Genomic DNA, 19,917 nt, shown 5'->3' with positions numbered 1-19,917 from the left:
GTGACGGCTCAGGGAACGCGCCAGATGTTGGCGAACGCCGTGTTCTCGATGTTGCGCCGCCGGCGCACCGCCTCCAGCTCCATCACGGCGTCGTGGACGACGGCCAGCACGGTCGTCACCGCCTCGCCGCCGAGGTCCGCGCCCGCACCCGGCTCCGCACCGCCACCCTCCTCGCTCGCGGACCGGGCGCCGTCGACGCCCACGGCGGAGGCGAGTTCGGCGAGGACGGGCTCGCCCCGGTCCTTGCGGTCCTCGGCCCGGCGGCGGGCGGGCGTGTCCACCACCTCGAGTTGCTCGGGGCCGAAGGGCAGCCGGCCGCCGCGCCTGCGGCGCAGCTGCCCCTCCGCCTCCGACGCCTTCCGGTACGCGGCGGACAGGTCGCGGCCCCGGCGCCACAACCAGTCCTCGATCCGCTCGAACGGCTTCTCGCGGACCAGCGCCGAAGCCGCCTCCCCGAGGAGGGCGTCGTCCGGGACCGACGCGTCGGCCGGCGCCTCCGCCGGCGGCTCGCCCGGCACGATGCGGTCGCCGTCCACGGTGACGGCCCGCGCCCCGATGAGGTCGATCAGCTCGGCTCCCGCGAGCGCGAGCGACAGATCGCCCTGCCCCACGCGATCCTGACTCCGCGGATCCATGGCGATGATGAACAGGTCCTTCGCCGTACTCATGAACGGCTCCCCTCGCAGGCATCGACAACGGGGCGTCGCCACCGGCCCGGGCGCGGGGCGACCACCACGAGCAGTATCGCCCGCGCGGACCCGCCCGGTCCCGGACGCCCGATCAGGGCCCGGCCTCATGTCGCCGGCCCCGCGCGCCGATGAACGGGGCAGAGCTCCGCCCGGCAGGAGCGGCCACGTGGGCTTCGTCCTCGCGCCCCCTAGAGTGGCGAGGAGTCAGTGAACGCGGCAGACGCACCACAGGAGCGAGAACCCATGCCCGAAGCCCAGGACATCGGCGAGATCGTCGCCCGGCGCGATCTGCGCGCCACCGCGCCCGACGGATCGTCGTTCCCCGTCTCGCTCCAGGTCGGTACGCCCCGCCCCGATCCGACCCCGGGCGGCGACTGGGTGTGCCCCTGCCGCGTCGAGGGGCTGGACGGATCCTCCGTCTCGGAGATCCACGGGGTCGACGGCCTCCAGGCCCTCGCCCTGGCCGTGGACACCGTCAGGATCCGCCTGCGGCACCTCGCCGAGGCCGGGAACCTCACCTTCGTCTGGGGCGACGAGGCCGGCCTGAGCGCGGCCGAGGTCTCCCTCTGACGCCGCCGGACGCCCGGGCCGCGTCCCACACCGGGGTGTCGCCGTGAACCGTACGGGGACGGGCCGTCGCGCGGCCCTGGGCATCGGGCTCGCCGCCCTCGCCGGGGCACTGTCCGGATGCTCCGACGGCCCCGCTCCCGGGCCGCCGTTGCGGCTGGCCACCGGGCCGGAGGGCGGCCCGTACAACGCCTTCGGGAAGGCCCTGGCCCGGGCCGTCACCGCCTCCGGGCGGGGGGTGCGGCTGGAGCCCGTCACCACCGCCGCCAGTGTGGACAACCTGCGCCTGCTGCGCGAGGGCTCCGTCGAACTGGCCCTGGCCATGGCCGACGTGGCCGAGGACGCGGCCCTGGGACGGGAGCCGTTCACGGCGCCCCTCACCACCCTGACGGCGCTGGCCCGCGTCTACGTGAACTACACCCACCTCCTCGTCCCGGCCGACGGCCCGGTGCACGACGTCGGCGCCCTCGCCGGCCGTCCGGTGGCCGCCGGCGCGGCGGGATCCGGAGTCCAGGTGGTCGCCGGCCGGATCCTGCGCGACCCCGGGCGGGCCGGCGGCGCCGAGGCCCCCCGGGAGCGGGCCCTGGGACTGGCCGAATCCGTCACCGCCCTGCGCGAGGGCTCCGTCGACGCGCTGTTCTGGGCCGGTGGCGTACCCACCCCGGCCCTCGCCGCACTGGCCCGCGAACGCCCCCTGAGGTTCCTTTCGTTGGACGACCGCGTCGGCCCGCTGCGGGAGCGCCACGGGCCCGTCTACAGCGCGGTCACCCTGCCCGCCGGGGTGTACGGACTGACGGAACCGGTGGGCACCGTCGGGGTCGGCAACTACCTCCTGGCCCGACGCGACGTACCGGACGGTGCCGTCGGGGAGCTGCTGCGCGTGGTGTTCGACCGGTGGCGCGAGCTGATGGGCGAGGTGACGGCCGGGGCCCGGCTGGAGCCCCGGTTCGCCATCTCGACCGGGCGGGTGCCCCTGCACCCGGGCGCGGTCGCCCACTACCGCTCCGTGTACGACTGAGCCGCCGCCGCCGCCGCTGCCGCCCCGCCCCGTCGGCCGACGGCGCCCGGCCGCCCTCACGCGGGCGGCAGACGCAGTTCGACGGACAGCCCGTGCGGTTCGACGGCTCCCGCCCTCAGGGCGCCGCCGCCGATCCGGGCGATCTCCTCGGCGATGGCCAGCCCCAGGCCGGTGCCCCGTACGTTCTGGTGTTCCGGCGCCCTGGCGAAACGCCGCGTCAGCAGGGGCAGTTGCTCCGGTGTCACGCCCGGCCCGTCGTCCCGGACCCGGACGACCGCCTCCCCGGACGCGGCCCGCGCGACGCACACCTCCACCCGCCCGCCGGGCGGCACGAACTTCACGGCGTTGTCGAGGAGGGCGTCCAGGACCCGGCCCACGGCATCGGGCAGCGCCCGCACCACCGGTTCCTGCGCGACCGGACCGACCGCCAGTTCCAGTCCGGCGGCGTGGAACACCGGCTCCCAGGCCGCCACCCGTTCCCGTACCGCCCGTACGACGTCCTGTTCCCGCAGCTCCGCCGTGGCCGATTCCACCCGGGCGAGGGCCAACAGTCCGTCCAGCAGCTCCTCCAGGCGCTCCGCCTCCTCCAGGGCGCGGGCGTGCTCGCCGCGGCCCGGCCCCGGGGCGACGTACGGTTCGACGTTCTCCATCCGCAGCACCAGCGTGGCCAACGGGTTGCGCAACTGGTGGGAGGCGTCGGCGACGAAGTCGCGCTGGCGCCCGATGGATTCGGCGACGGCCCGCGCCATGCCGTCGAAGTGGCGTCGAAGTCGCCGGAGTTCGGGCGGCCCCGTGTCGGCGTCCGTGCGCGCCGCCCCGAAGCTTCCGGCGGCCAGCTCCTCCACGGCCCGGTCGAGTTCGAGCACGGGGCGCAGCAGCCAGCGGGCGATCCCCACGGCCACCAGGGCGGCGGCCGCGAAGGCGGCGAACGCCCCCGCGCAGAGCAGGCCCCAGCGCAGGGCCACGTCCCCGCGGGCGGTGGCGGTGGGCAGGGTCAACAGCACCGCCCCGCTCACCCGCTCGTCCCGGCCCACCGGTTCGGCCAGCACGACCTCGCGCGGCCCCCAGGGCCGGATCGTCGGCAGCCGGTCGGTGGAGCGCCCGGTGAGGGCGCGGTCCAAGGCCTCGGCCACCGCGTCCGACGGCGCCGCCCCGCCCGTCGCCCCGCCCGCCGGGCCGTCGCCGCTGCCGTCACGGCCGGCGCCGCCCGCCCGCGCCAGCGGCGCGCCCGCCGTGTCGACGACGACCACCTCGGCCCCGTACAACTGCGCGTACCGGTCGATCTCGCGGGACAGCTCGGAGCGATCGGCCCCGGTGCGCATCCGCTCGGCGAGGTCCGCGAACCGCACCGCCTCCGAACGCCGTTGCAACAGCAGGTGCTCGGTCCGCCCGCGCGCGTAGGACTCGGCCAGCGGTACGCACAGCAGCAGCGTGGCCGTCCCCGTGAGGACGAGCAGCACGGCGAGGAGCCTGCGCCTCACCGCGCCCCGCGCTCCGCGTCCTCGGCCGGGGGCCGCGCGAGGCCGAGGCGGTATCCGAAGCCGCGCACCGTCCGCACCAGGTCGGGCCGGCCCGTCTTGGCGCGGATGCCCGCCACGTGGACGTCCAGGGAGCGGGAGCTGCCGAGGAAGGCGTCGCCCCAGATCCGGTCCAGGATCTCCTCGCGGGAGCGCGCCTCGTCCGGCCGTACGGCCAGGAACGCCAGCACGTCGAACTCCCGCCGCGTCAGGGCGACCTCGCGTCCGGCCACGGTGACGGTACGGCCCGCCGGATCCACCTCGACGTCCCCGCTGCACACGGTACGGGCCCCGCCCGGCCCGGAGCCCGCCGCGTCCGGGCCGCCCACCGCGCCGCCCGCGGGGTCGGTGCGGCGGGCGGTGCGGCGGCGCACGGTGTCGATGCGGGCCATCAACTCGGCCATCCGGAACGGCTTCACGACGTAGTCGTCGGCTCCCGCCCGCAGGCCCTGCACGATGTCGCGCTCCTCGCACCGCGCGGTCACCACGATCAGCGGCGCGTCGCAGACGGTCCGCAGCCGGCGCAGCAGTTCGAGCCCGTCCAGGTCGGGCAGTCCGAGGTCCAGCAGGACGAACTGGGCCTCGCGCAGGTGCAGCAGGGCGTCCAGGGCGCGGTCGACGCGGCGCACGGTGTGGCCCCGTTGGGCGAGGGCGGTGCCCAGGGCCTGGGCCATGCGGTCGTCGTCCTCGACGAGAAGCGCGTGCACGGCCCGTCCCCCTCGTCCCCGTCCCCGTACCGGTCCTCGCCCGGTGTTCCGGTGCGGCAGCCTACGGGAACGGCCGCACCGGCGGTGGGACGGAGGTCAGCGGGCCGCCTCCACGGCGCTCGCCGGCTCCCGCGGGTCGTGCCCGGCGCCCTTCTCGTCGGCCTCCGCCTCCGCGCGGCTGAGGGCGACGGCACGGGTGTCGGGCATCAGCACGTAGGTCACGAGGGAGACGAGCGCGCACCCCGACACGTACCAGAAGAACAGCTTCTCGTGGCCGCCGCTCTTGAACCACAGGGCGACGTACTCGGCCGTGCCGCCGAACAGCGCGTTGGCGACGGCGTAGGGCAGCGCCACCCCGAGGGCCCGCACCCGGGTCGGGAACAGCTCGGCCTTCACGGCGGCGTTGATCGAGGTGTAGCCGGTGACGATGACCAGGGCGAGCAGTGACAGCCCGAGCGCGGACCAGTACGAGGAGGCCGTTCCCAGGGCGGACATGATCGGGTAGGTGCCGACGGTGCACCCCACCGCGAACGTGATCAGCAGGGGGCGGCGGCCGATCCGGTCGGACAGCATCCCGGCGAAGGGCTGGAGCACGGCGAAGACCGCCAGCGCCGTGAAGCTGACCAGGGTGGCGGTGGTCTTGGCCATGCCGGCGCTGCCGACCAGGTACTTGGTGAGGTAGGTGGTGTAGGTGTAGTAGGCCACCGTGCCGCCGAGGGTCAGCGCCATGACCAGCCCGGCCTGCCGCCGGTGCTGCCACAGGACCTTGAGGGTGCCGCGCGCGCCGTCGTCGTCGGCGCCCTCCCGCGAGGACTCCTCGCGGAAGGCGTCGGTCTCCTGGAGACGTCGGCGGATCCAGAAGACGACGACCGCGAACAACGCCCCGAGCAGGAACGGCACGCGCCAGCCCCAGCTCTCCAACTGGGCGGTGGTGAGCGTGTGTTGCATGGTGATGAGGATGCCCAGCCCCAGGAGCTGGCCGCAGGTCATGGACACGTACTGGAACGAGGAGCCGAGACCGCGCCGGTCGCGGGCGGAGGCCTCGGTGAGGTAGGTGGCGCTGGCCGCGTACTCGCCGCCGATGCTCAGGCCCTGGAGCAGGCGGGCCAGCAGCAGCACCAGCGCGCCGAAGTAGCCGGCCTGACCGTACGTCGGGGCGACGGCGATCAGCAGGGCTGCCACCGACATCATGGTGACCGTGAGCGTGAGCGCGCTCTTGCGCCCGTGCCGGTCGGCGGCCCGTCCGAGGATCCAGCCGCCCACGGGACGCATGAGGAAGCCGACGGCGAAGATGCCCGCCGTGTTCATCAGCTGCGTCGTCGGATTGTCGCCGGGGAAGAAGGAGTCGGCGAAGTAGATCGCGAAGCTGGCGTAGACGAACCAGTCGTACCACTCGACGAGGTTGCCGAGCGACCCGCCGATCAGGGCGAGCCGACGCCTCTTGCGGTCCTCTTCGGGGACCGGTGTCGCGGGCACGGCGGCGGACGAGGGCATGGCGCCTCCGGAGGGAAGTCCCCGGCAGGGGAGGGGGAGGGCCCCGGGGATGGGGGAGTGCCCAGAGCATGCGCCCGCCGACGCCGGCGGACAACGCGCGGCCCGCAGATCTTACGTCGCGTTAAGAAAGGAACCTCGTGACGGCGGTCGGACCCCGCCGGCTCAGGGCGTGCTCACCTCGAACGGCAGGTAGTCGCACTCGGGCGCGGAGGGGATGACGGCGTAGCTCGCCTCCGGGAGCTCGTTCCAGACGCCCGGCAGGTCCCCCAGGGGTTCCGAGACCACGATGCGGGTGTCGTCGGAGACGTGGCGCAGGTAGTCGAGTTCCGGATACAGCTGACGGACGGTCTCGGCCTTGTTGCTGTAGAAGAGGCTGCGCGACTTCCCCTGGCTGGAGTACCGGAAGGCCCACAGCCGCGCCCCGTCGCTGACGGCGACCGTCATCTGGAGCGGTTCGGCCACCCCGTGCACCTTGCCGAGCTCCTCCACGAAGCCGACCATGCGCCCCACCGCCCCCGGCACGTCCTGGTCGAGGCCGAACGTCACCGCGAGGTAGAACATCACCTCGGAGTCCGTCGACCCCTCCATCGAGGGGAAGAGCGCGGGGTCCACCGCCACGCACAGGTCACGCTGGAGCCGGTTGAAGTCCGCGATGGCCCCGTTGTGCATCCACAGCCACCGGCCGTGGCGGAAGGGGTGGCAGTTGGTCTGCTGGACCGCCGAACCCGTGGAGGCGCGCACGTGCGCCAGGAACAGGGGAGAACGCACGTGCGCCGCCAGCTCCCGCAGGTTCCGGTTGTTCCAGGCGGGCCCGACGTCGCGGAAGACCGCGGGGGTGCCGTCGCCGTCCGCGCTGTACCAGCCGACGCCGAAGCCGTCGCCGTTGGTGGCCTCCAGCCCCATCCGGGCGTGCAGGCTCTGGTTGATCAGCGAGTGTTCCGGTCGGTAGAGCAGCGTGTCGAGGAGCACGGGTGAGCCGTGGTAGGCCAGCCAGCGGCACATGAGCACCATCTCCTTCGTGCTCCTTCGTGGCTCCTTCGAGGCTAACCCCGGCCGACCTCCCCGGCAGAACCACTCGGTCCGCCACTCGGCCGGCACCCGGTCGGCGCTCAGTCGACCTGCAGTTCGCCCATCCGGCTCCAGCCGGTCGCGCCCTCGATGGTGGTGCTGACGATCTCGGGCGTGCGCGTGACCAGGGGCCGCATGGTCTCCAGCGCGTCGCGGAAGTGCTCGGAGGTCACGTGCGCCTCGGCGGCGTCGTCCCGGAAGGCCTCGACCAGTACGTAGGTGTCCGGCTCCTCCAGGCTGCGGGACCACTCGAACCACAGGTTCCCGGGCTCGGCGCGGGTCGCGGCGGTGAAGGGGGCGACCTTCTCGGGCCACTGGTCGACGTATTCGGGCTTGACGGAGAATTTCACCACAATGAAGATCATTCGTGCATTGTACGCAGCCGCCGGGCCGGGCCCCCGGTCGGTCGGACCGGCCGTCCGCACCGGCCGTCCGCACCGGCCGACCGGGACGCCGCGACCGGGATCAGGCGGGGGCGCCGCCCGCGATGCGGCGTCGGACCTGGTCCTCCTGGGCGAGGCGGCGCAGCAGCTCGAAGACCGGCGCGCAGATCGCGAACACGATGACCGCCCGCTCGGCCAGGGCCACGGGATCCTCCAGGCCGGCCGCCCGCTCCAGGTCCAGTCGGGCCACCGACTCGGCGAGCCGGGCGTACGCGGCCAGCTCGCCGGGGGCGTAGGGCGCGTCGAGGCGCCGCAGCTCCCTCAGCGCGGTCGTGAGCCCCCGCACGTGGGGCGAGGTCCCGGGGGCCTGCCAGTCCAGGGCGGCGAGCAGGTCCGCCACCTCGGCGCCGGCGGCCGCGTCGGCCTCGGCCTCCTCCTCGGGGTCGTCGGAGGGCTGGGCCGTCACCGGCACCGGAAGGGAGTAGCTGACCGCCCCGAGCGCGCCCTCGGAGGTGCGGGCCTGGTCGACGGCTCCGAGCACCTCGCGCGTGGCGGCGATGGACAGCCCGCCGAGGGTGGTCAGCGCCTTGATCAGCCGCAGCCGGTCCGCGTGCTCCTCCCCGTACTCGGCGAGGGTCGCCGCCGTCGCGCGCCCGGCCGGCAACAGGCCCTCCCGGCGGAAGTACTTGATGCTGGCGACCGGTACGCCGGTGCGCCGGCTGAGCTCCGAGATCTTCATGCGGCTTCCCTGCTGGTCGCGCGTCCGACGTCCGTCGACGTCCGCCGTCGTCGGCGATTGGACACCTCCACAAGATACTGCCACTATCCAGTAGCTGGATACCTTCAGTATCCAGCTACTGGAACGCAGCCGCACCGGAGAGTCGATGCCTCACCCCACGCCCCCCTCCGTGCTCCGCCGACCCCAGCTGTGGATCGGTACGGGCCTCATAGCCGCAGTGGTGTCGATGATGTTCGCCCTGCTCTACGTGGGCGGCAACGTCAACCCCAGAGGCAACCTGCGCGACCTGCCCGTGGCCGTGGTCAACAGCGACAGGGGCGCCGACACGGGCGGCCGGCACGTCAACTTCGGCGACCAGGTCGTCGAGGGCGTGCGCAACGCCGCCAAGGACGACAAGAGCATTGACTGGCAGATCGTGAGCCGCGAGGAGGCCGACAAGCGCCTCGGCCAGGGCAAGCTCTTCGGCGCCCTCGTCATCCCCGAGGACTTCACCGCCACGATCGGCGGCCTCACCGCCCCGCCGGCCGCCGGCCAGGCCAAGGTCACCCCGCCGACCCTGACCGTGTTGACCAACCAGGCCGCCGGCAGCATCGGCTCCTCGATGTCCTCCCAGGCCGCCCAGAAGGCCGCCCACGCCGCCTCGGAGCGGATCGGCCAGGAACTCCTGCAGCGGGCCGGCGCGCAGCAGACCCCGCTCCCCGCGGCCGCGCAGCTGAAGCTGGCCGACCCGGTGACCGTGACCGTCGCCGACGGCCACCCCGTGGGATCCCGCAGCGCCATGGGCCTGAGCGCCTTCTACTACGCCCTCGTCCTGGTCGTCTGCGGCCTGCTCGGCGCCAACCTCGTGAACTCCCAGGTCGACACCGCGCTCGGCTACCTGCACGCCGACTTCGGCCCCATCCGCAAGCGCGAACCCGTCCAGCACACCAGCCGCGTCCGCACCCTGGCCATCGGCATGACCCTCATGCTCGGACTGTCGCTGGTCATGGGCACCCTGGTCGAGGTCTCCACCGTCGCCATCCTCGACATGGACGCCTCCCACCTCGGCCTGCTGTGGCTCTACTCGGTCGCCACCATCGCCGTCGTCGGCATCGGCGGCCTGGCCCTCTTCGCCGCCTTCGGCACCCCGGGCATGCTGGTGGCCACCATCGTCTTCATCGCGATGGCGGTCCCCTCCTCCGGTGCCACCGTGCCCCTCCAGGCCCTGCCCGGGTTCTTCCGCGGCCTCGCCGAGTTCGAGCCGCTGCGCCAGATCACCGAGGGCCTGCGCTCGCTGCTGTACTACGGCGCCCAGGCCGACGCGGGACTGACCCGCGCCTGGATCTCGATGGGCGTCGCCCTGGTGGCCGCCCTGGTCTTCGGCTTCGCCGTCGCCCGCCTCTACGACCGCCGGGGGCTGCACCGCATCCCGCGCTCCGGTGCCGAGGCGCAGGCCCCCGAGGCCGCCGGAGCCGGCGAGGCCCCCGAGGCGGTCGAGGCCGCGGACTCCGCGCCGTCCGCCGAGGCCGTGGCGCCCGCCAAGGCCTGAGCGCGGAGCCCGCTCCGGACGTCGACACCGCCGACCGCCCGCCCCGCCCCTCACGGGGCGCGGGGCGGGCGGTCCGTCGTTCGTGGCCCGTCGTTCACGGCCCGTGCTCGTAGGCCGTCACGGCCCGGCCGGAAGGTCGGACCTGCGGGCGGGGAGGGGGCGGGCTCGGTAGGCTCGCGGCGTGGCGCGCAGCGAAGCGGAAGACGTGGACGGATACCTCGCGGAACTGCCGGAGCCCCGGCGGCGGGCCCTCGGGAGGTTGCGGGACCTGTGCCGCGCGGAACTGCCCGGCTTCACCGAGGCGATGGCGTACGGCATGCCGGTCTACGAACGGGACGGCGCGGCCGAGATCGCCTTCGCCAGTCAGAAGCAGTACGTCTCCTTCTACCTCATGCGCGGCGACGTCCGCGACGCCTTCGCGGAGCGGTTGGCCGGACAGGACATGGGCAAGGGCTGCCTGCGCTTCAGGAATCCCGAGCGGATCGACTTCGACCTGGTGCGCGACCTCCTCAGGGCGACCGCCGCCGGCCCCGGCGCGGTCTGCTGACACGGCACGGTCTGCTGACACGGCACGGTCTGCTGACACGGGGCGGCCGGTGCGCCGCGCGGGGCTCGTCGTCCGACCGTCAGTCCTCCTCCTCCGCCGCCGGCCGGTCCCGGTCGGCGGGCGGTGCCTCGGCGCGCACCAGGTCGAGCAGACCCGGGAAGCGCGCGTCGATCTCCCTCCTGCGCAGGGTCGCCGTCCGACTGTTGCCGTTGTCGATCATCCGCAGCAGGCCGGCCTCCCGCATCACCTTGAAGTGGTGCGAGGTCGTCGACTTGGACACCGGCAGCCGGAAGTAGGCGCAGGTGCGCGCGGTGTCCTCGGGTTCGGCCAGGAAACGGGCGATCACCGCGAAGCGCAGCGGGTCCGCGAGCGCGTGCAGGACCGTGCGCAGGTCCATCTCGTCGGGCCGGGGGTGGCCTTCGTCGTCGGGCACGGGTTCGTTCCTTGGATCGGAGCGTGGAGGTTCTACTTGCATCGTACCTCCGGGACGTGTCAGAGTCAGGTTCGATCTTGCTCGAACCTCTCCGCCTCCCAGGGGGTCCTTTCGTCATGCCCACGCCCAAGTCCATCACCGAGCCCACCTCGGGGTCCGGGGCGGGCGCAGCGCGCCGCGCCCCGTCGGCGCCCGAGCCGGCGCTGCTGCCCCTCGCCGTCATCCTGCTCGCGGTCTTCGTCGTCCCCATGTCCATCTCGGGAACCGCCGTCGCGCTGCCCGACATCGGTGCCGACACCGGCTCCGGCGAGGCCCCGTTGCAGTGGGTGGTGAACGCCTTCAACGTCGCCTTCGCCTGCTGCACCCTCGTCTGGGGCTCGATAGCCGACATCGTCGGCCGGGTCAGGGCCTTCACGGCCGGTGTCGCCGTCTACGCCGTCGCCTCCCTGGCGGGCGCGCTCGCTCCCGGCGTCCTCCTGCTGGACGCGACCCGCGCCCTGGCCGGCGTCGGCGGAGCCGCGGTCTTCTCCTGCGGCGTCGCGATCCTCTCCACGCTGTACGAGGGACCGCGGCGCGCCAGGGCCTTCGCCCTGTTCGGCACCGTCGCGGGCGTGGGGATCGCGATCGGGCCCTCCCTGTCCGGGGCGCTCCTGCAGACGGTCGGCTGGCGCTGGGTGTTCGCCCTGCACGCCCTCGCGCTGGGCGTCGTCCTGCTCGCCCTGCCGATCGTCGCGCGGGCCGTGCCCGCCGGCGCGCCGGGCTCCGCGACCGTCGACGTCCCGGGCGCCGCGGTCTTCGTCGCCGCCATGATGCTCCTGACCACCGCCATCGTGCAGGGCTCGCAGTGGGGTTGGGGGAGTGCGGGGGTGCTCGGCCTGTTCGCCGGATCCGTCGCCGCGCTGATCGTCTTCGTCGCCGTCGAGAAGCGGCGCGCCCATCCCCTCCTCGACCTCGGACTGCTGCGCGACCGCCGGTTCCTGGGGCTCTGCCTGGTGCCGGTCGCGGGATCCTTCGGCTTCGTCACGATGCTCACCTACCTGCCGAGCTACCTCACCACCGTGACCGGTCGCGGCAGCGGAGCCGCGGGGCTGCTGATGGTGCTGCTGACCGCCCCGATGCTGGTCTTCCCGCTGCTCGCCGCGAAGCTGGTGGCCCGGGGCGTTCCCGCCCTCGGCGTCATCCACGCGAGTCTCGCCGCCCTCGTCGTCGGCGTCCTCGGGCTCACCCTCTTCGGCCCCGAGGTGTCCGCGGCCGTCGTGGCCCTGCCGATGATCGTCACCGGGGCGGGCATGGCGCTGGGCGCGGGGCTGGTCGACGGACAGGCCCTCGCGCTCGTCGACCCCGCGAAGGCGGGCATGGCCGCGGGCTTCCTCAACACCCTGAGGCTCGGCAGCGAGGCCGTCGCGGTGGCGCTGTACGGCTCCGTGCTCACCACCCTCACCGCATCGCGCTCCTACGACGCGGCGTTCCACACCCTGCTGTGGTGGCTCGCCGGGATCTGCCTGGCCCTGGGGGCGCTCGTGTTCGCCCTGACGGCACGTCGAGGGACGGGCGGGAATGGGGTGGCGGAGCAGTCCCCCCGTCGACGATGATCCGGATCATGAACGACCGACCCGAACGATGGACCCAGGCCACGGTGTACCCCGACATGTGGACCGACCCGGCGGACGACCCCCGCGAGAGCGAGGAGTCCCCCGAGGGCGAACTCGCCACGATCCAGGACTTCCTGACGAACTACCGCAAGACGCTGCTGATGAAGTGCCAGGGCCTGGACCCCGAACAACTGGCCCGCCGCTCCGTCCCCCCGTCGACGATGTCCCTCCTGGGCCTGGTGCGCCACCTCGCCGAAGTGGAACGCGACTGGCAGAGCTGGCTCGTCGACGGGGACCCGCTGCCCAAGCTGTACGGCGTGCGCGACGGCGACTTCGACGGCGCCGTCGCGGACCAGGCCGTGGTGGACGCCTCGTACGCGGACCTGGAGCGCGAGCAGGCCCTGACCGACGCCGCCCTCGCGGCTCACCCGGACCTGGGCGAGCGCGTGGGCAGGGACGGGATCTCGATTCGCGAGCTGCTGGTCCACCGGGTCGAGGAGTACGCCCGCCACTGCGGCCACGCCGACCTGCTGCGCGAGTGCGTCGACGGCCGGGTGGGCCAGTAGGGACCGCGCCGGCCGAGGGGCCCGCGCGGTCCGCCGCCATCGGGGACCATGGACCGGTGGCAGGCAACGGCAGGAGGCCCGGCGACGCACGGATCCCGTTCGTCGCGGCGGCCGGACGGAAGGGGCGGGGATGAGTTTCCGGTTGGCGGCGTACGCCGTGTGCGTCAGGGACGGCGAGGTGCTGCTGGCCCGGCACGTACCGCCGAAGGGCGAACCCACCTGGACCCTGCCCGGCGGCGGGGTCGAACACGGCGAGGACCCCTTCGACGCGGTGGTCCGGGAGGTCGCCGAGGAAACCGGCTACGCGTCGGTCGTCGAACGGCTGCTCGGCGTGGACTCCCGGGTGATCCCGGCGGCCGAGCGTCTGGTGCCCGGCGGATCCGAGCACCAGAACGTCGGCGTCTTCTACCGGGTCCGCGTCACCGGCGGCCGGCTGCGGCCCGAGCCGAACGGCGAGACCGCCGAGTCGGTCTGGACCCCGCTGCACGACGTCGCCGGCCTGCGGCGTTCCTCGCTGGTCGACGTCGGACTCGCCCTGGAGCGGACCCTTCCGGCGAGCGGTCACGTCGCCCCCGTCCCGGTCGGCGGCCTGATCCGGCACTGAGCGACGCCCCGGCCCACCCGGGCCCCTCGACCGGCGCGGCCCCCCGCCCCCTCAGCCGGTGTGCAGGACGCGGAAGCGATCGGGCTCCGCCGGGTCCCGGTCGACGACCCGCACCGGAGGCCAGGCCCACTGCCACACCCCCGTGCCGGGTGTACGGGAGAACCGGATCGGTCCCCGGGAGCCTTCGACCCGGACGTGCGGCCAGGCTCCGGCGATGTCCGCACGGCCCGCGCCGTGGGCGCGCAGCACCTCGGCGAGGACGACGATCGTGTCGTGGCCCTCGAACGCCACGAAGGAGGGGGCCGCGCCCAGCCGTTCGCGCAGGCGCGCCCCGACCCCGGCGCCCAATGGGCCGGGCCGCTCGGGCAGGTAGCGCAGGAACGGGACCCCGGCGCCGGCGTCGCCCAGCAGCTCCGCCCATTCGGCGAACTCCGGTTGTCCCGCCGGAGCCCCGATCAGGACCTCGGCGAGGCGCCGGTCGCCACGGACGGACCTGACGAGCGGCACCGCCGGTTCCGGGCTGCCGACCAGGAGCAGGAGCGCCGTCGCGCGGTGGGTGACGAGCGCGTCGCACACCGCCCCGGGGGTGTGCGTACGCATGTCCAGCTCGACGAGGGTGCCGCCGCGGGGAGCGAGGTGCTCCCGCAGGATCCGGGTGCCGGACGCCCAGTAGACGCTCGGGTCGAGCGCCACGGCGACGCGTTCGTGGCCGGCGCCGAGGAGGAAGTCCGCATAGATCCGCCAGCCGTGGGACTGGGCCGGGGCGATCCGCGCCACCCGGTCGGTCGGCCCGTCGGTCAGCGCGTCGAGCACGGCCGACGAGCACAGGAACGGCAGGCCGAGGGCGTCGGCCCGGGAGGCGGCGGCGCGTGCGACGACGCTGTGGTACTCGCCCACCAGGGCGGCCACGCCCAGGTCGGCGAGTTCGTCGACGGCCGTCACGGCCCGCCCCGGATCGGCCGCGGTGTCGCGGACCAACAGCTCCAGCGGTCTGCCGAGGATCCCGCCGGCCGCGTTGACCTCGCCGACGGCCAGTTCCAGCCCGGCGAGCAGGTGCCTGCCCGCCTCGACCCAGCCGGGTCGGGTCAGCGGCGCGAGTGCGCCGACCCGCAGGGAGGACCCGTCGGCGCGGCCCGCTCCGGGCGGCGTGGGCGGTGTGTTCACGCGTCGGCTCCCCGCCCCGCGGGCGTCAGACGTACGACCCGGTCGAGTCCGGGGTCGAACCCGAGCATCGGCCGGCCGGGTTCGCCCTGGGGGTCGAGTCGGTCCTCCACCGACGCGTCCGGGACGCGCCCGTTCGGCAGCACCCCCCACTCCTCGGTGTCGAACAGGTCCGCGACGTCATCCCACAACAGATCAGGCACCCCGCCATCCTGCCCCGTCCGCCCCCGCCGTCTCAACGGGAATCCGACCCCGGCGCCGAGGTCCCGGCGGCCGGTGGTGTGGCGCGCGCGTAGCGGTCCGCGAGGCGACGCAGCTCCTCGACCAGCTCCGGGGGGTCGGTGACCTCGAAGTCGAGGTCGAGCAGGCCCAGATGGACGGCGAGGGCCCCCACCGTGTCGGCGCCGGTGACCAGGACGCAGGTGTCCGCGTCGACCGCCTCGACGGCGCCGACCGCCGGGTTGATCCGTTCGACCACGGCCGCCGCGGGGGCGTGCACCGTCACCCGGGCGTGGTGGCGCCAGGCGGCGCTCGACGCCCGCCGGGAGACGTACGCCGCGAGGTCGCCGTCGGGAGCTTCGCGCGGGGCGAAGCGCGGCCCGGCCGGGGTGCGGGGGCGGATCCGGTCCACCCGGAAGGTCCGCCAGTCCTCCCGCTCGACGTCCCAGGCGACCAGGTACCAGCGCCGCCCCCAGTTCACCGCCCGGTGCGGCTCCACCACGCGCCGGGTGGGGGCTCCCGCGTGGTCGAGGTAGTCGAAGCGGAGCCGCTCGCGGTCGCGGCAGGCGGCCACCAGCGTCGTCAGCACCTCCGCGGAGACGGCCGGGGCCGGGCCGTCGGCCGGCACGGCCACCGTGTACGCCTGGAGCGCCCGCACCCGGCGGCGCAGCCGCGAGGGCAGCACCTGCTCCAGCTTGGCCAGCGCCCGCAGCGAGGTCTCCTCGGTACCCGGGACGGCGCCCTGCGCGGCGGTGCGCACGGCGATCGTCACGGCCACGGCCTCCTCGTCGTCCAGGAGCAGCGGCGGCATCGCCGCTCCGGCGCCCAGTCGGTAGCCACCCGTGGCTCCGCGCGTGGCGTCCACGGGGTAGCCCAGTTCGCGCAGCCGGTCGACGTCGTTGCGCACGGTCCGTCCGCTCACCCCCAGGCGTTCGGCCAGCTCCGATCCGGGCCAGGAGCGCGGGGTCTGCAACAGGGACAGCAGGCGCAGCAATCGCGCGGAGGTTTCCGACATGGGACCGAGTCTCAGGGGCTATTAGGAAGGTGACGTGCCTATATCGAGCATAGTGTCTTGCCCATGGAGACCAGCAGCAGCACCACCGAAGCCCGGATCCACCCCTTCCGCGTCGACATCGCGCAGCAGGATCTCGACGACCTGCGCGAGCGGCTCGCGCGTACCCGCTGGGGCGGCGAGGTCCCCGGCACCGGCTGGAGCCGGGGTGTGCCCACCGACTACCTCAAGGCCCTGGCCGCGTACTGGGCCGACGGCTTCGACTGGCGCGCGGCGGAGGCGGAACTCAACGGGTTCCCCCACTTCACCACCGAGATCGACGGGCAGAACATCCACTTCCTGCACGTCCGTTCGCCGAAGGCCGACGCCGTCCCGCTGCTCCTGGTGCACGACTGGCCCTGCTCGTTCGTGCAGTTCGTGGACGTCATCCGCCCGCTGGCGCGGGACTTCCACGTCATCGTGACCTCCACGCCCGGCACCGGGTTCTCCGGTCCGCTCGGGGAGGCCGGCTGGAACACGGGGCGCATCGCGGGTGCGTTCGTCGAGCTGATGAGCCGCCTCGGCTACGGGAGTTACGGGGTGCAGGGGACGGGCGGCGGGGCCTGGATCGTCGCCGAGATGGGCCGCCGGGCGCCCGACCGCGTCATCGGCGTCCACGTCAACGGTCTGATCACCTTCCCCTCCGGGGACCCCGCCGAATTCGAGGGGCTGACGGCCGCCGAGCAGGAACGACTGGCCCGCCTGGAGGACTTCCGCCAGGACAAGATGGGCTTCAACGCCATCCAGTCCACCCGCCCGCAGACCCTCGCCTACGGGCTGCACGACTCGCCGGTGGGCCAGCTCGCCTGGATCGCCGAGAAGTTCAAGGAGTGGACGGACCCCGCCGCCGAACTCCCCGAGGACGCGGTGGGCCGTGACCGCCTGCTGACCAACATCAGCGTCTACTGGTTCAGCGGTACGGCCGGCTCCTCGGCGAACCTCTACTACGAGGCGGGCCACGACGCGGACGCCTGGGCCCCGAAGGAACGCGGCACCGTACCGACCGGCGTCGCCGTCGCGCTGAAGACCGACGTCGCCATCCGCCGTTTCGCCGAACGGGACCACAACGTCACGTACTGGAGCGAGCTGGAGCACGGCGGCAACTTCCTCGCCCTGGAGCAGCCGGAGGCGTTCGTCGCCGACGTCCGCGCCTTCTTCGCCACGCTGGTCCCGCTCGACGTCTGACGGCCGGGGGCGGCCGGGCGCCGGTCCGGGCGCCGGTTCAGCCGCCGGTTCAGGCGCCTGTTCAGGCGCCGCCGAGGTCGGCCGAGAGCCAGTGCGCGGGGCGCATCCGGATCGTGAGCTGGGGGCCGTGCTCCCGCTCCGCGAGGCGCAGGAAGGGTTCCACCGCCGGGGGAGGGAGGTAGCGGGAGGCCATGTACCGCTTCTCCTCCTCGGTGGTCGGTTCGGTCGACACCACCGGGCCCTCCACCGACACGTAGCGCACGGTCGGAGTCACCCGGTCGACCATCAGGGAGAACCGGCCGGCCCCGGCGAGGGCGCGCGCCTTGGCGGAGTCGTGGCCGGTGGTGATCCACAGCTCGCCGCCGGGATCGTAGGCGTACCAGATGGGGACGGTCAGCGGGGCCCGTTCGGGCCGGGGGTCGGTGACGGCGAGCGCGCCGATGTGGGGCTCGGCCAGGAAGGACTGACGCTCGGCTTCGGACAGGGGCACGGTGCCTCCGGGGCGGGAGCGGACGGGTTGCCGGTCTCCTCGATCCTCCCGCCTTCCCCGTACGGGGACCGCGAACCACCGGGTGCGACACGCGGGGACGGTGGTGCCGTGGTCGCGATCCGGCCGGCCGGCGCGGGCCCCATCCACCTCGTCCGGCACCCGTTTCACGATCTGCGCGGAACGGCTGACAGCTCCCTTCGCGCATGGCACTTTTGGGCCGTCAGCGCGCACGACGGAGGGGGACGCCACACATGCCCAAGTACGCCGAGAACGACGAGGACGCGAACCGGAGCCTCCTGGAGTACTGCGAGTCCATCGGCTTCGACCCCGAGTGGATCTCGTCCGCCACGTGGGACACGACGATCCGGATCGCCCGGACCAAGGACAAGGGCTACGTCGAGGCCTACAAGGCCATCGACTCCGACCGCACGGACATGGTGAAGGCCGGCGCCCGCGAGGCCCGGAAGAAGAAGGTCGACAACGACGCCGCGAACCTCATCGGCAAGATCCAGACCCACTACTCGCTCAAGGACTCGCTCATCCTGACCATCCTCAAGCAGTGCGCGGCGACGTACGTGGGCGGGGAGCGCGTCAACCTCGGTCTCGGCGGCTCCGCGATGGACCCGGACGCGTACGAGGAACTGCGCACGGAGTGGAACCAGGCGGCGCCGCTGGCCACGGGCGGGGTCTTCACGGAATTCCACAGCTTCCCGCCGCAGGACAAGGCGGCCCTCGGGAAGGGCAACGTGGGCGCCAGCCTGGCCAAACGCGGGGTCCAGGGCAACCTGCTCGTGAAGGTCGGCGGGGTGCGGTTCAACATGCACATCGACATCGCCGACTAGCGGCCGGATCGGGCGCCTCGGGCGGATCGGGCGTGGAGGGGGGAACGGCGGCGGGCCGTTCCCCCCTCCGCGCGTCCGGCCGACGCCGACGGTTCGGCCGCGCCGTCGGACGCGGGAGAATCCTCCCGTGAGCACACCATCGCAGTCCCCACGCGGCGTCGGACGCGGCGTCAACACCCTCATCCCGCAGAGCGCGGCCGATCAGGCCATGGCCGCGCTCACCGGGCTGGAGACCGTCCCCGTACACATCGGGCTCCTCCAGGCGGCGGCCCTGCTGTTGGAGGACGCCGCCCGCAGCGCCGCGGACGAGCCGGCGAGGAACGCCATGGCCAGGACGGCCGCAATGCTGCGCTCCGCCATGGGGTGACGGGGCTCCCGCGCCGGCCGGCCGGTCAGCGCACCCGCTCGCCGTACACGCGCTCGACCCGCATCGCCATCAGGACCCGGCGGTCGGAGACCATCACGGCCCGGTACTCGTCCCAATCGGGGTGCTCCCCGGCGGCGGCGCGGTAGTACCGCACCAACTCCTCGACCTCGGGCCCGTGCGGGTCGGTGCCCGGGCCGGTCAGGGTGACGGTGCCCTCCGCCGTCGCCCAGGACCAGCCGTCGGGGGCGGTGACCTCCAGGGCGGCCCGGGGGTCGCGCCGCAGGTTCGTCGTCTTCGCGCGTCCCTCCGTCATGGAGACGTAGAGGATGTCGGACTCCGGATCGTAGAAGGGCATGACGGGCGAGAGCTGCGGCCGTCCGTCCGATTTGATCGTCGCGAGCACGCCGAGGCGGCTCTTCGCGAGCAGGGTGCGCGGGTCGTACGCGGTGGCGTTCATGTCCGGTACCAAGTCACCGCCGCCGGGCGGCTATTCCCGCGCCACCCGGACGGCGGCCGGCGCGGACGTCCGACGCCTCGCACCGCATCGCCTCCCGCGGCCTACCATCGGCCGATGGACGCCCCGCTCACGATCGAGACCGCCGCCACGGCGAACGCCCCCGCGCTGCTCCTGCGCCCCTGGCGGGTGGAAGACGTACCGGACGTGGTCCGCGCCCGCCGCGAGGACGCCCACCTGCGCCGCTGGGCGAACCTTCCCGGGGAGGGCGAGGACGAGGGCCCGCGGTGGGTGCGGGCCCAGGAACGGGACCGGCGGGCGGGTGTCCGGTTCGCCTTCGCCGTCGTCGAGAGGTCCGACGGCGGGGCGCCGGGGCGGCCGGTGGGCAACGTCGTGCTCAAGGAGGTCGCGCCCGGCAGGTCCTCCGCCGAGGTGGGCTACTGGACGGTGGCACGCGCGCGGGGTCGGGGGGTGGCCCCGCGCGCCCTGGAGGCCCTCACGATCTGGGCGCTGGACGCCTTCCGTGCCGACGGGCTGGTGCGCCTCGAACTGCTCCACCAGGTGGACAATCCGGCTTCCTGCCGCGTCGCGCAGAAGTGCGGCTACGGGTTCGAGCGGACCCTGCCCGCCTTCCCCCCGGCCTTTCCGCTCGACGGCCACCTGCACGTACGACACGCCGCCGGCTGACCGGGAGCC

At 74.0% G+C, this 19,917-nt stretch carries 24 protein-coding genes; 11 read left to right on the top strand and 13 right to left on the bottom strand.

All coding sequences use genetic code 11. From position 1 onward, the window contains the following. Positions 1-8 precede the first annotated feature (8 nt). Positions 9-668, bottom strand: coding sequence for a GPP34 family phosphoprotein (locus AB0D01_RS09925; protein ID WP_363054601.1), 660 nt, complete (start codon positions 666-668; stop codon positions 9-11). A gap of 264 nt (positions 669-932) precedes the next feature. Between AB0D01_RS09925 and AB0D01_RS09920 the strand changes: the two genes are divergently transcribed. Both AB0D01_RS09920 and AB0D01_RS09915 read left to right on the top strand, forming a co-directional pair. Then, positions 933-1,259, top strand: a complete 327-nt coding sequence (locus tag AB0D01_RS09920) for a hypothetical protein (protein WP_363054600.1) — start codon at positions 933-935, stop codon at positions 1,257-1,259. Positions 1,260-1,302: 43 nt separating this feature from the next. Continuing rightward, complete coding sequence (locus tag AB0D01_RS09915; protein ID WP_363054599.1) at positions 1,303-2,274, top strand: TAXI family TRAP transporter solute-binding subunit; 972 nt, start codon at positions 1,303-1,305, stop codon at positions 2,272-2,274. Positions 2,275-2,330: 56 nt separating this feature from the next. Here the strand turns inward: AB0D01_RS09915 and AB0D01_RS09910 are convergent, their stop codons facing one another. The 6 genes from AB0D01_RS09910 to AB0D01_RS09885 form a co-directional block, all read right to left on the bottom strand. Further along, a complete protein-coding gene (locus AB0D01_RS09910) occupies positions 2,331-3,755 on the bottom strand; it encodes a HAMP domain-containing sensor histidine kinase (RefSeq protein ID WP_363054598.1) in 1,425 nt (474 codons plus the stop codon). Then, complete coding sequence (locus AB0D01_RS09905) at positions 3,752-4,498, bottom strand: response regulator transcription factor (RefSeq protein ID WP_363054597.1); 747 nt, start codon at positions 4,496-4,498, stop codon at positions 3,752-3,754. The genes AB0D01_RS09910 and AB0D01_RS09905 overlap by 4 nt, the downstream gene beginning before the upstream one ends. A 96-nt stretch (positions 4,499-4,594) precedes the next feature. Next, entirely contained in the window at positions 4,595-5,992 is a 1,398-nt protein-coding gene (locus AB0D01_RS09900) for an MFS transporter (protein WP_363054596.1), read from the bottom strand. Positions 5,993-6,154: 162 nt separating this feature from the next. After that, on the bottom strand, positions 6,155-6,994 hold the full coding sequence (locus AB0D01_RS09895; RefSeq protein ID WP_363054750.1) for a class II glutamine amidotransferase: 840 nt from the start codon (positions 6,992-6,994) through the stop codon (positions 6,155-6,157). A 107-nt stretch (positions 6,995-7,101) separates the two neighbouring features. Further along, the gene (locus AB0D01_RS09890) at positions 7,102-7,425 is read right to left on the bottom strand and encodes a putative quinol monooxygenase (RefSeq protein WP_363054595.1); all 324 of its coding nucleotides are present in this window, start codon (positions 7,423-7,425) and stop codon (positions 7,102-7,104) included. 100 nt (positions 7,426-7,525) lie between these two features. After that, positions 7,526-8,182, bottom strand: coding sequence for a MerR family transcriptional regulator (locus AB0D01_RS09885; RefSeq protein ID WP_363054594.1), 657 nt, complete (start codon positions 8,180-8,182; stop codon positions 7,526-7,528). 169 nt (positions 8,183-8,351) lie between these two features. Here AB0D01_RS09885 and AB0D01_RS09880 point away from each other — a divergent pair, with 169 nt between their 5' ends. After that, positions 8,352-9,710: a YhgE/Pip family protein gene (locus AB0D01_RS09880; RefSeq protein ID WP_363054593.1), complete on the top strand. Its 1,359-nt coding sequence runs from the start codon at positions 8,352-8,354 to the stop codon at positions 9,708-9,710. 181 nt (positions 9,711-9,891) lie between these two features. Then, entirely contained in the window at positions 9,892-10,257 is a 366-nt protein-coding gene (locus tag AB0D01_RS09875; protein ID WP_363054592.1) for a DUF1801 domain-containing protein, read from the top strand. A 79-nt stretch (positions 10,258-10,336) separates the two neighbouring features. On the opposite strand, the gene AB0D01_RS09870 is transcribed toward AB0D01_RS09875, so the two are convergent. Further along, positions 10,337-10,690 (bottom strand): helix-turn-helix domain-containing protein, encoded by a 354-nt coding sequence (locus AB0D01_RS09870; RefSeq protein ID WP_363054591.1) that lies wholly within the window; start codon positions 10,688-10,690, stop codon positions 10,337-10,339. Between the two features lie 248 nt (positions 10,691-10,938). Between AB0D01_RS09870 and AB0D01_RS09865 the strand changes: the two genes are divergently transcribed. The 3 genes from AB0D01_RS09865 (at position 10,939) to AB0D01_RS09855 (ending at position 13,452) form a co-directional block, all read left to right on the top strand. After that, complete coding sequence (locus tag AB0D01_RS09865) at positions 10,939-12,282, top strand: MFS transporter (protein WP_363054749.1); 1,344 nt, start codon at positions 10,939-10,941, stop codon at positions 12,280-12,282. An 8-nt stretch (positions 12,283-12,290) separates the two neighbouring features. Then, complete coding sequence (locus tag AB0D01_RS09860; protein ID WP_363054590.1) at positions 12,291-12,848, top strand: DinB family protein; 558 nt, start codon at positions 12,291-12,293, stop codon at positions 12,846-12,848. A gap of 130 nt (positions 12,849-12,978) precedes the next feature. After that, entirely contained in the window at positions 12,979-13,452 is a 474-nt protein-coding gene (locus AB0D01_RS09855; RefSeq protein ID WP_363054589.1) for an NUDIX hydrolase, read from the top strand. A 51-nt stretch (positions 13,453-13,503) separates the two neighbouring features. Here AB0D01_RS09855 and AB0D01_RS09850 read toward each other — a convergent pair whose 3' ends face one another. The 3 genes from AB0D01_RS09850 to AB0D01_RS09840 are packed head-to-tail and all read right to left on the bottom strand — an operon-like array spanning position 13,504 to position 15,847. Further along, entirely contained in the window at positions 13,504-14,616 is a 1,113-nt protein-coding gene (locus tag AB0D01_RS09850) for an ABC transporter substrate-binding protein (protein WP_363054588.1), read from the bottom strand. Further along, entirely contained in the window at positions 14,613-14,816 is a 204-nt protein-coding gene (locus AB0D01_RS09845; RefSeq protein ID WP_363054587.1) for a hypothetical protein, read from the bottom strand. Before AB0D01_RS09845 ends, AB0D01_RS09850 begins: the two co-directional genes overlap by 4 nt. Before the next feature lie 32 nt (positions 14,817-14,848). After that, the gene (locus AB0D01_RS09840; protein ID WP_363054586.1) at positions 14,849-15,847 is read right to left on the bottom strand and encodes a YafY family protein; all 999 of its coding nucleotides are present in this window, start codon (positions 15,845-15,847) and stop codon (positions 14,849-14,851) included. A gap of 63 nt (positions 15,848-15,910) precedes the next feature. On the opposite strand from AB0D01_RS09840, the gene AB0D01_RS09835 reads away from it, so the two are divergent. Continuing rightward, positions 15,911-17,068 (top strand): epoxide hydrolase family protein, encoded by a 1,158-nt coding sequence (locus AB0D01_RS09835; RefSeq protein WP_363054585.1) that lies wholly within the window; start codon positions 15,911-15,913, stop codon positions 17,066-17,068. A 61-nt stretch (positions 17,069-17,129) separates the two neighbouring features. Here AB0D01_RS09835 and AB0D01_RS09830 read toward each other — a convergent pair whose 3' ends face one another. Then, a complete protein-coding gene (locus AB0D01_RS09830; RefSeq protein ID WP_363054584.1) occupies positions 17,130-17,558 on the bottom strand; it encodes a pyridoxamine 5'-phosphate oxidase family protein in 429 nt (142 codons plus the stop codon). Positions 17,559-17,809: 251 nt separating this feature from the next. Between AB0D01_RS09830 and AB0D01_RS09825 the strand changes: the two genes are divergently transcribed. Further along, complete coding sequence (locus AB0D01_RS09825; protein ID WP_363054583.1) at positions 17,810-18,400, top strand: hypothetical protein; 591 nt, start codon at positions 17,810-17,812, stop codon at positions 18,398-18,400. A 127-nt stretch (positions 18,401-18,527) separates the two neighbouring features. Next, complete coding sequence (locus AB0D01_RS09820; protein ID WP_363054582.1) at positions 18,528-18,767, top strand: hypothetical protein; 240 nt, start codon at positions 18,528-18,530, stop codon at positions 18,765-18,767. A 25-nt stretch (positions 18,768-18,792) separates the two neighbouring features. Here AB0D01_RS09820 and AB0D01_RS09815 read toward each other — a convergent pair whose 3' ends face one another. Next, positions 18,793-19,224 (bottom strand): PPOX class F420-dependent oxidoreductase, encoded by a 432-nt coding sequence (locus tag AB0D01_RS09815; protein ID WP_363054581.1) that lies wholly within the window; start codon positions 19,222-19,224, stop codon positions 18,793-18,795. A 114-nt stretch (positions 19,225-19,338) separates the two neighbouring features. Here AB0D01_RS09815 and AB0D01_RS09810 point away from each other — a divergent pair, with 114 nt between their 5' ends. Further along, a complete protein-coding gene (locus AB0D01_RS09810; RefSeq protein WP_363054580.1) occupies positions 19,339-19,908 on the top strand; it encodes a GNAT family N-acetyltransferase in 570 nt (189 codons plus the stop codon). The last annotated feature ends 9 nt before the right edge of the window (positions 19,909-19,917 follow it).

Source organism: Streptomyces sp. NPDC048606 (assembly GCF_040650855.1).
Lineage (GTDB): Bacteria > Actinomycetota > Actinomycetes > Streptomycetales > Streptomycetaceae > Streptomyces.
The sequence above is the reverse complement of the archived record's forward strand: the minus strand, read 5'-3'. Positions and strand labels throughout refer to the sequence as shown.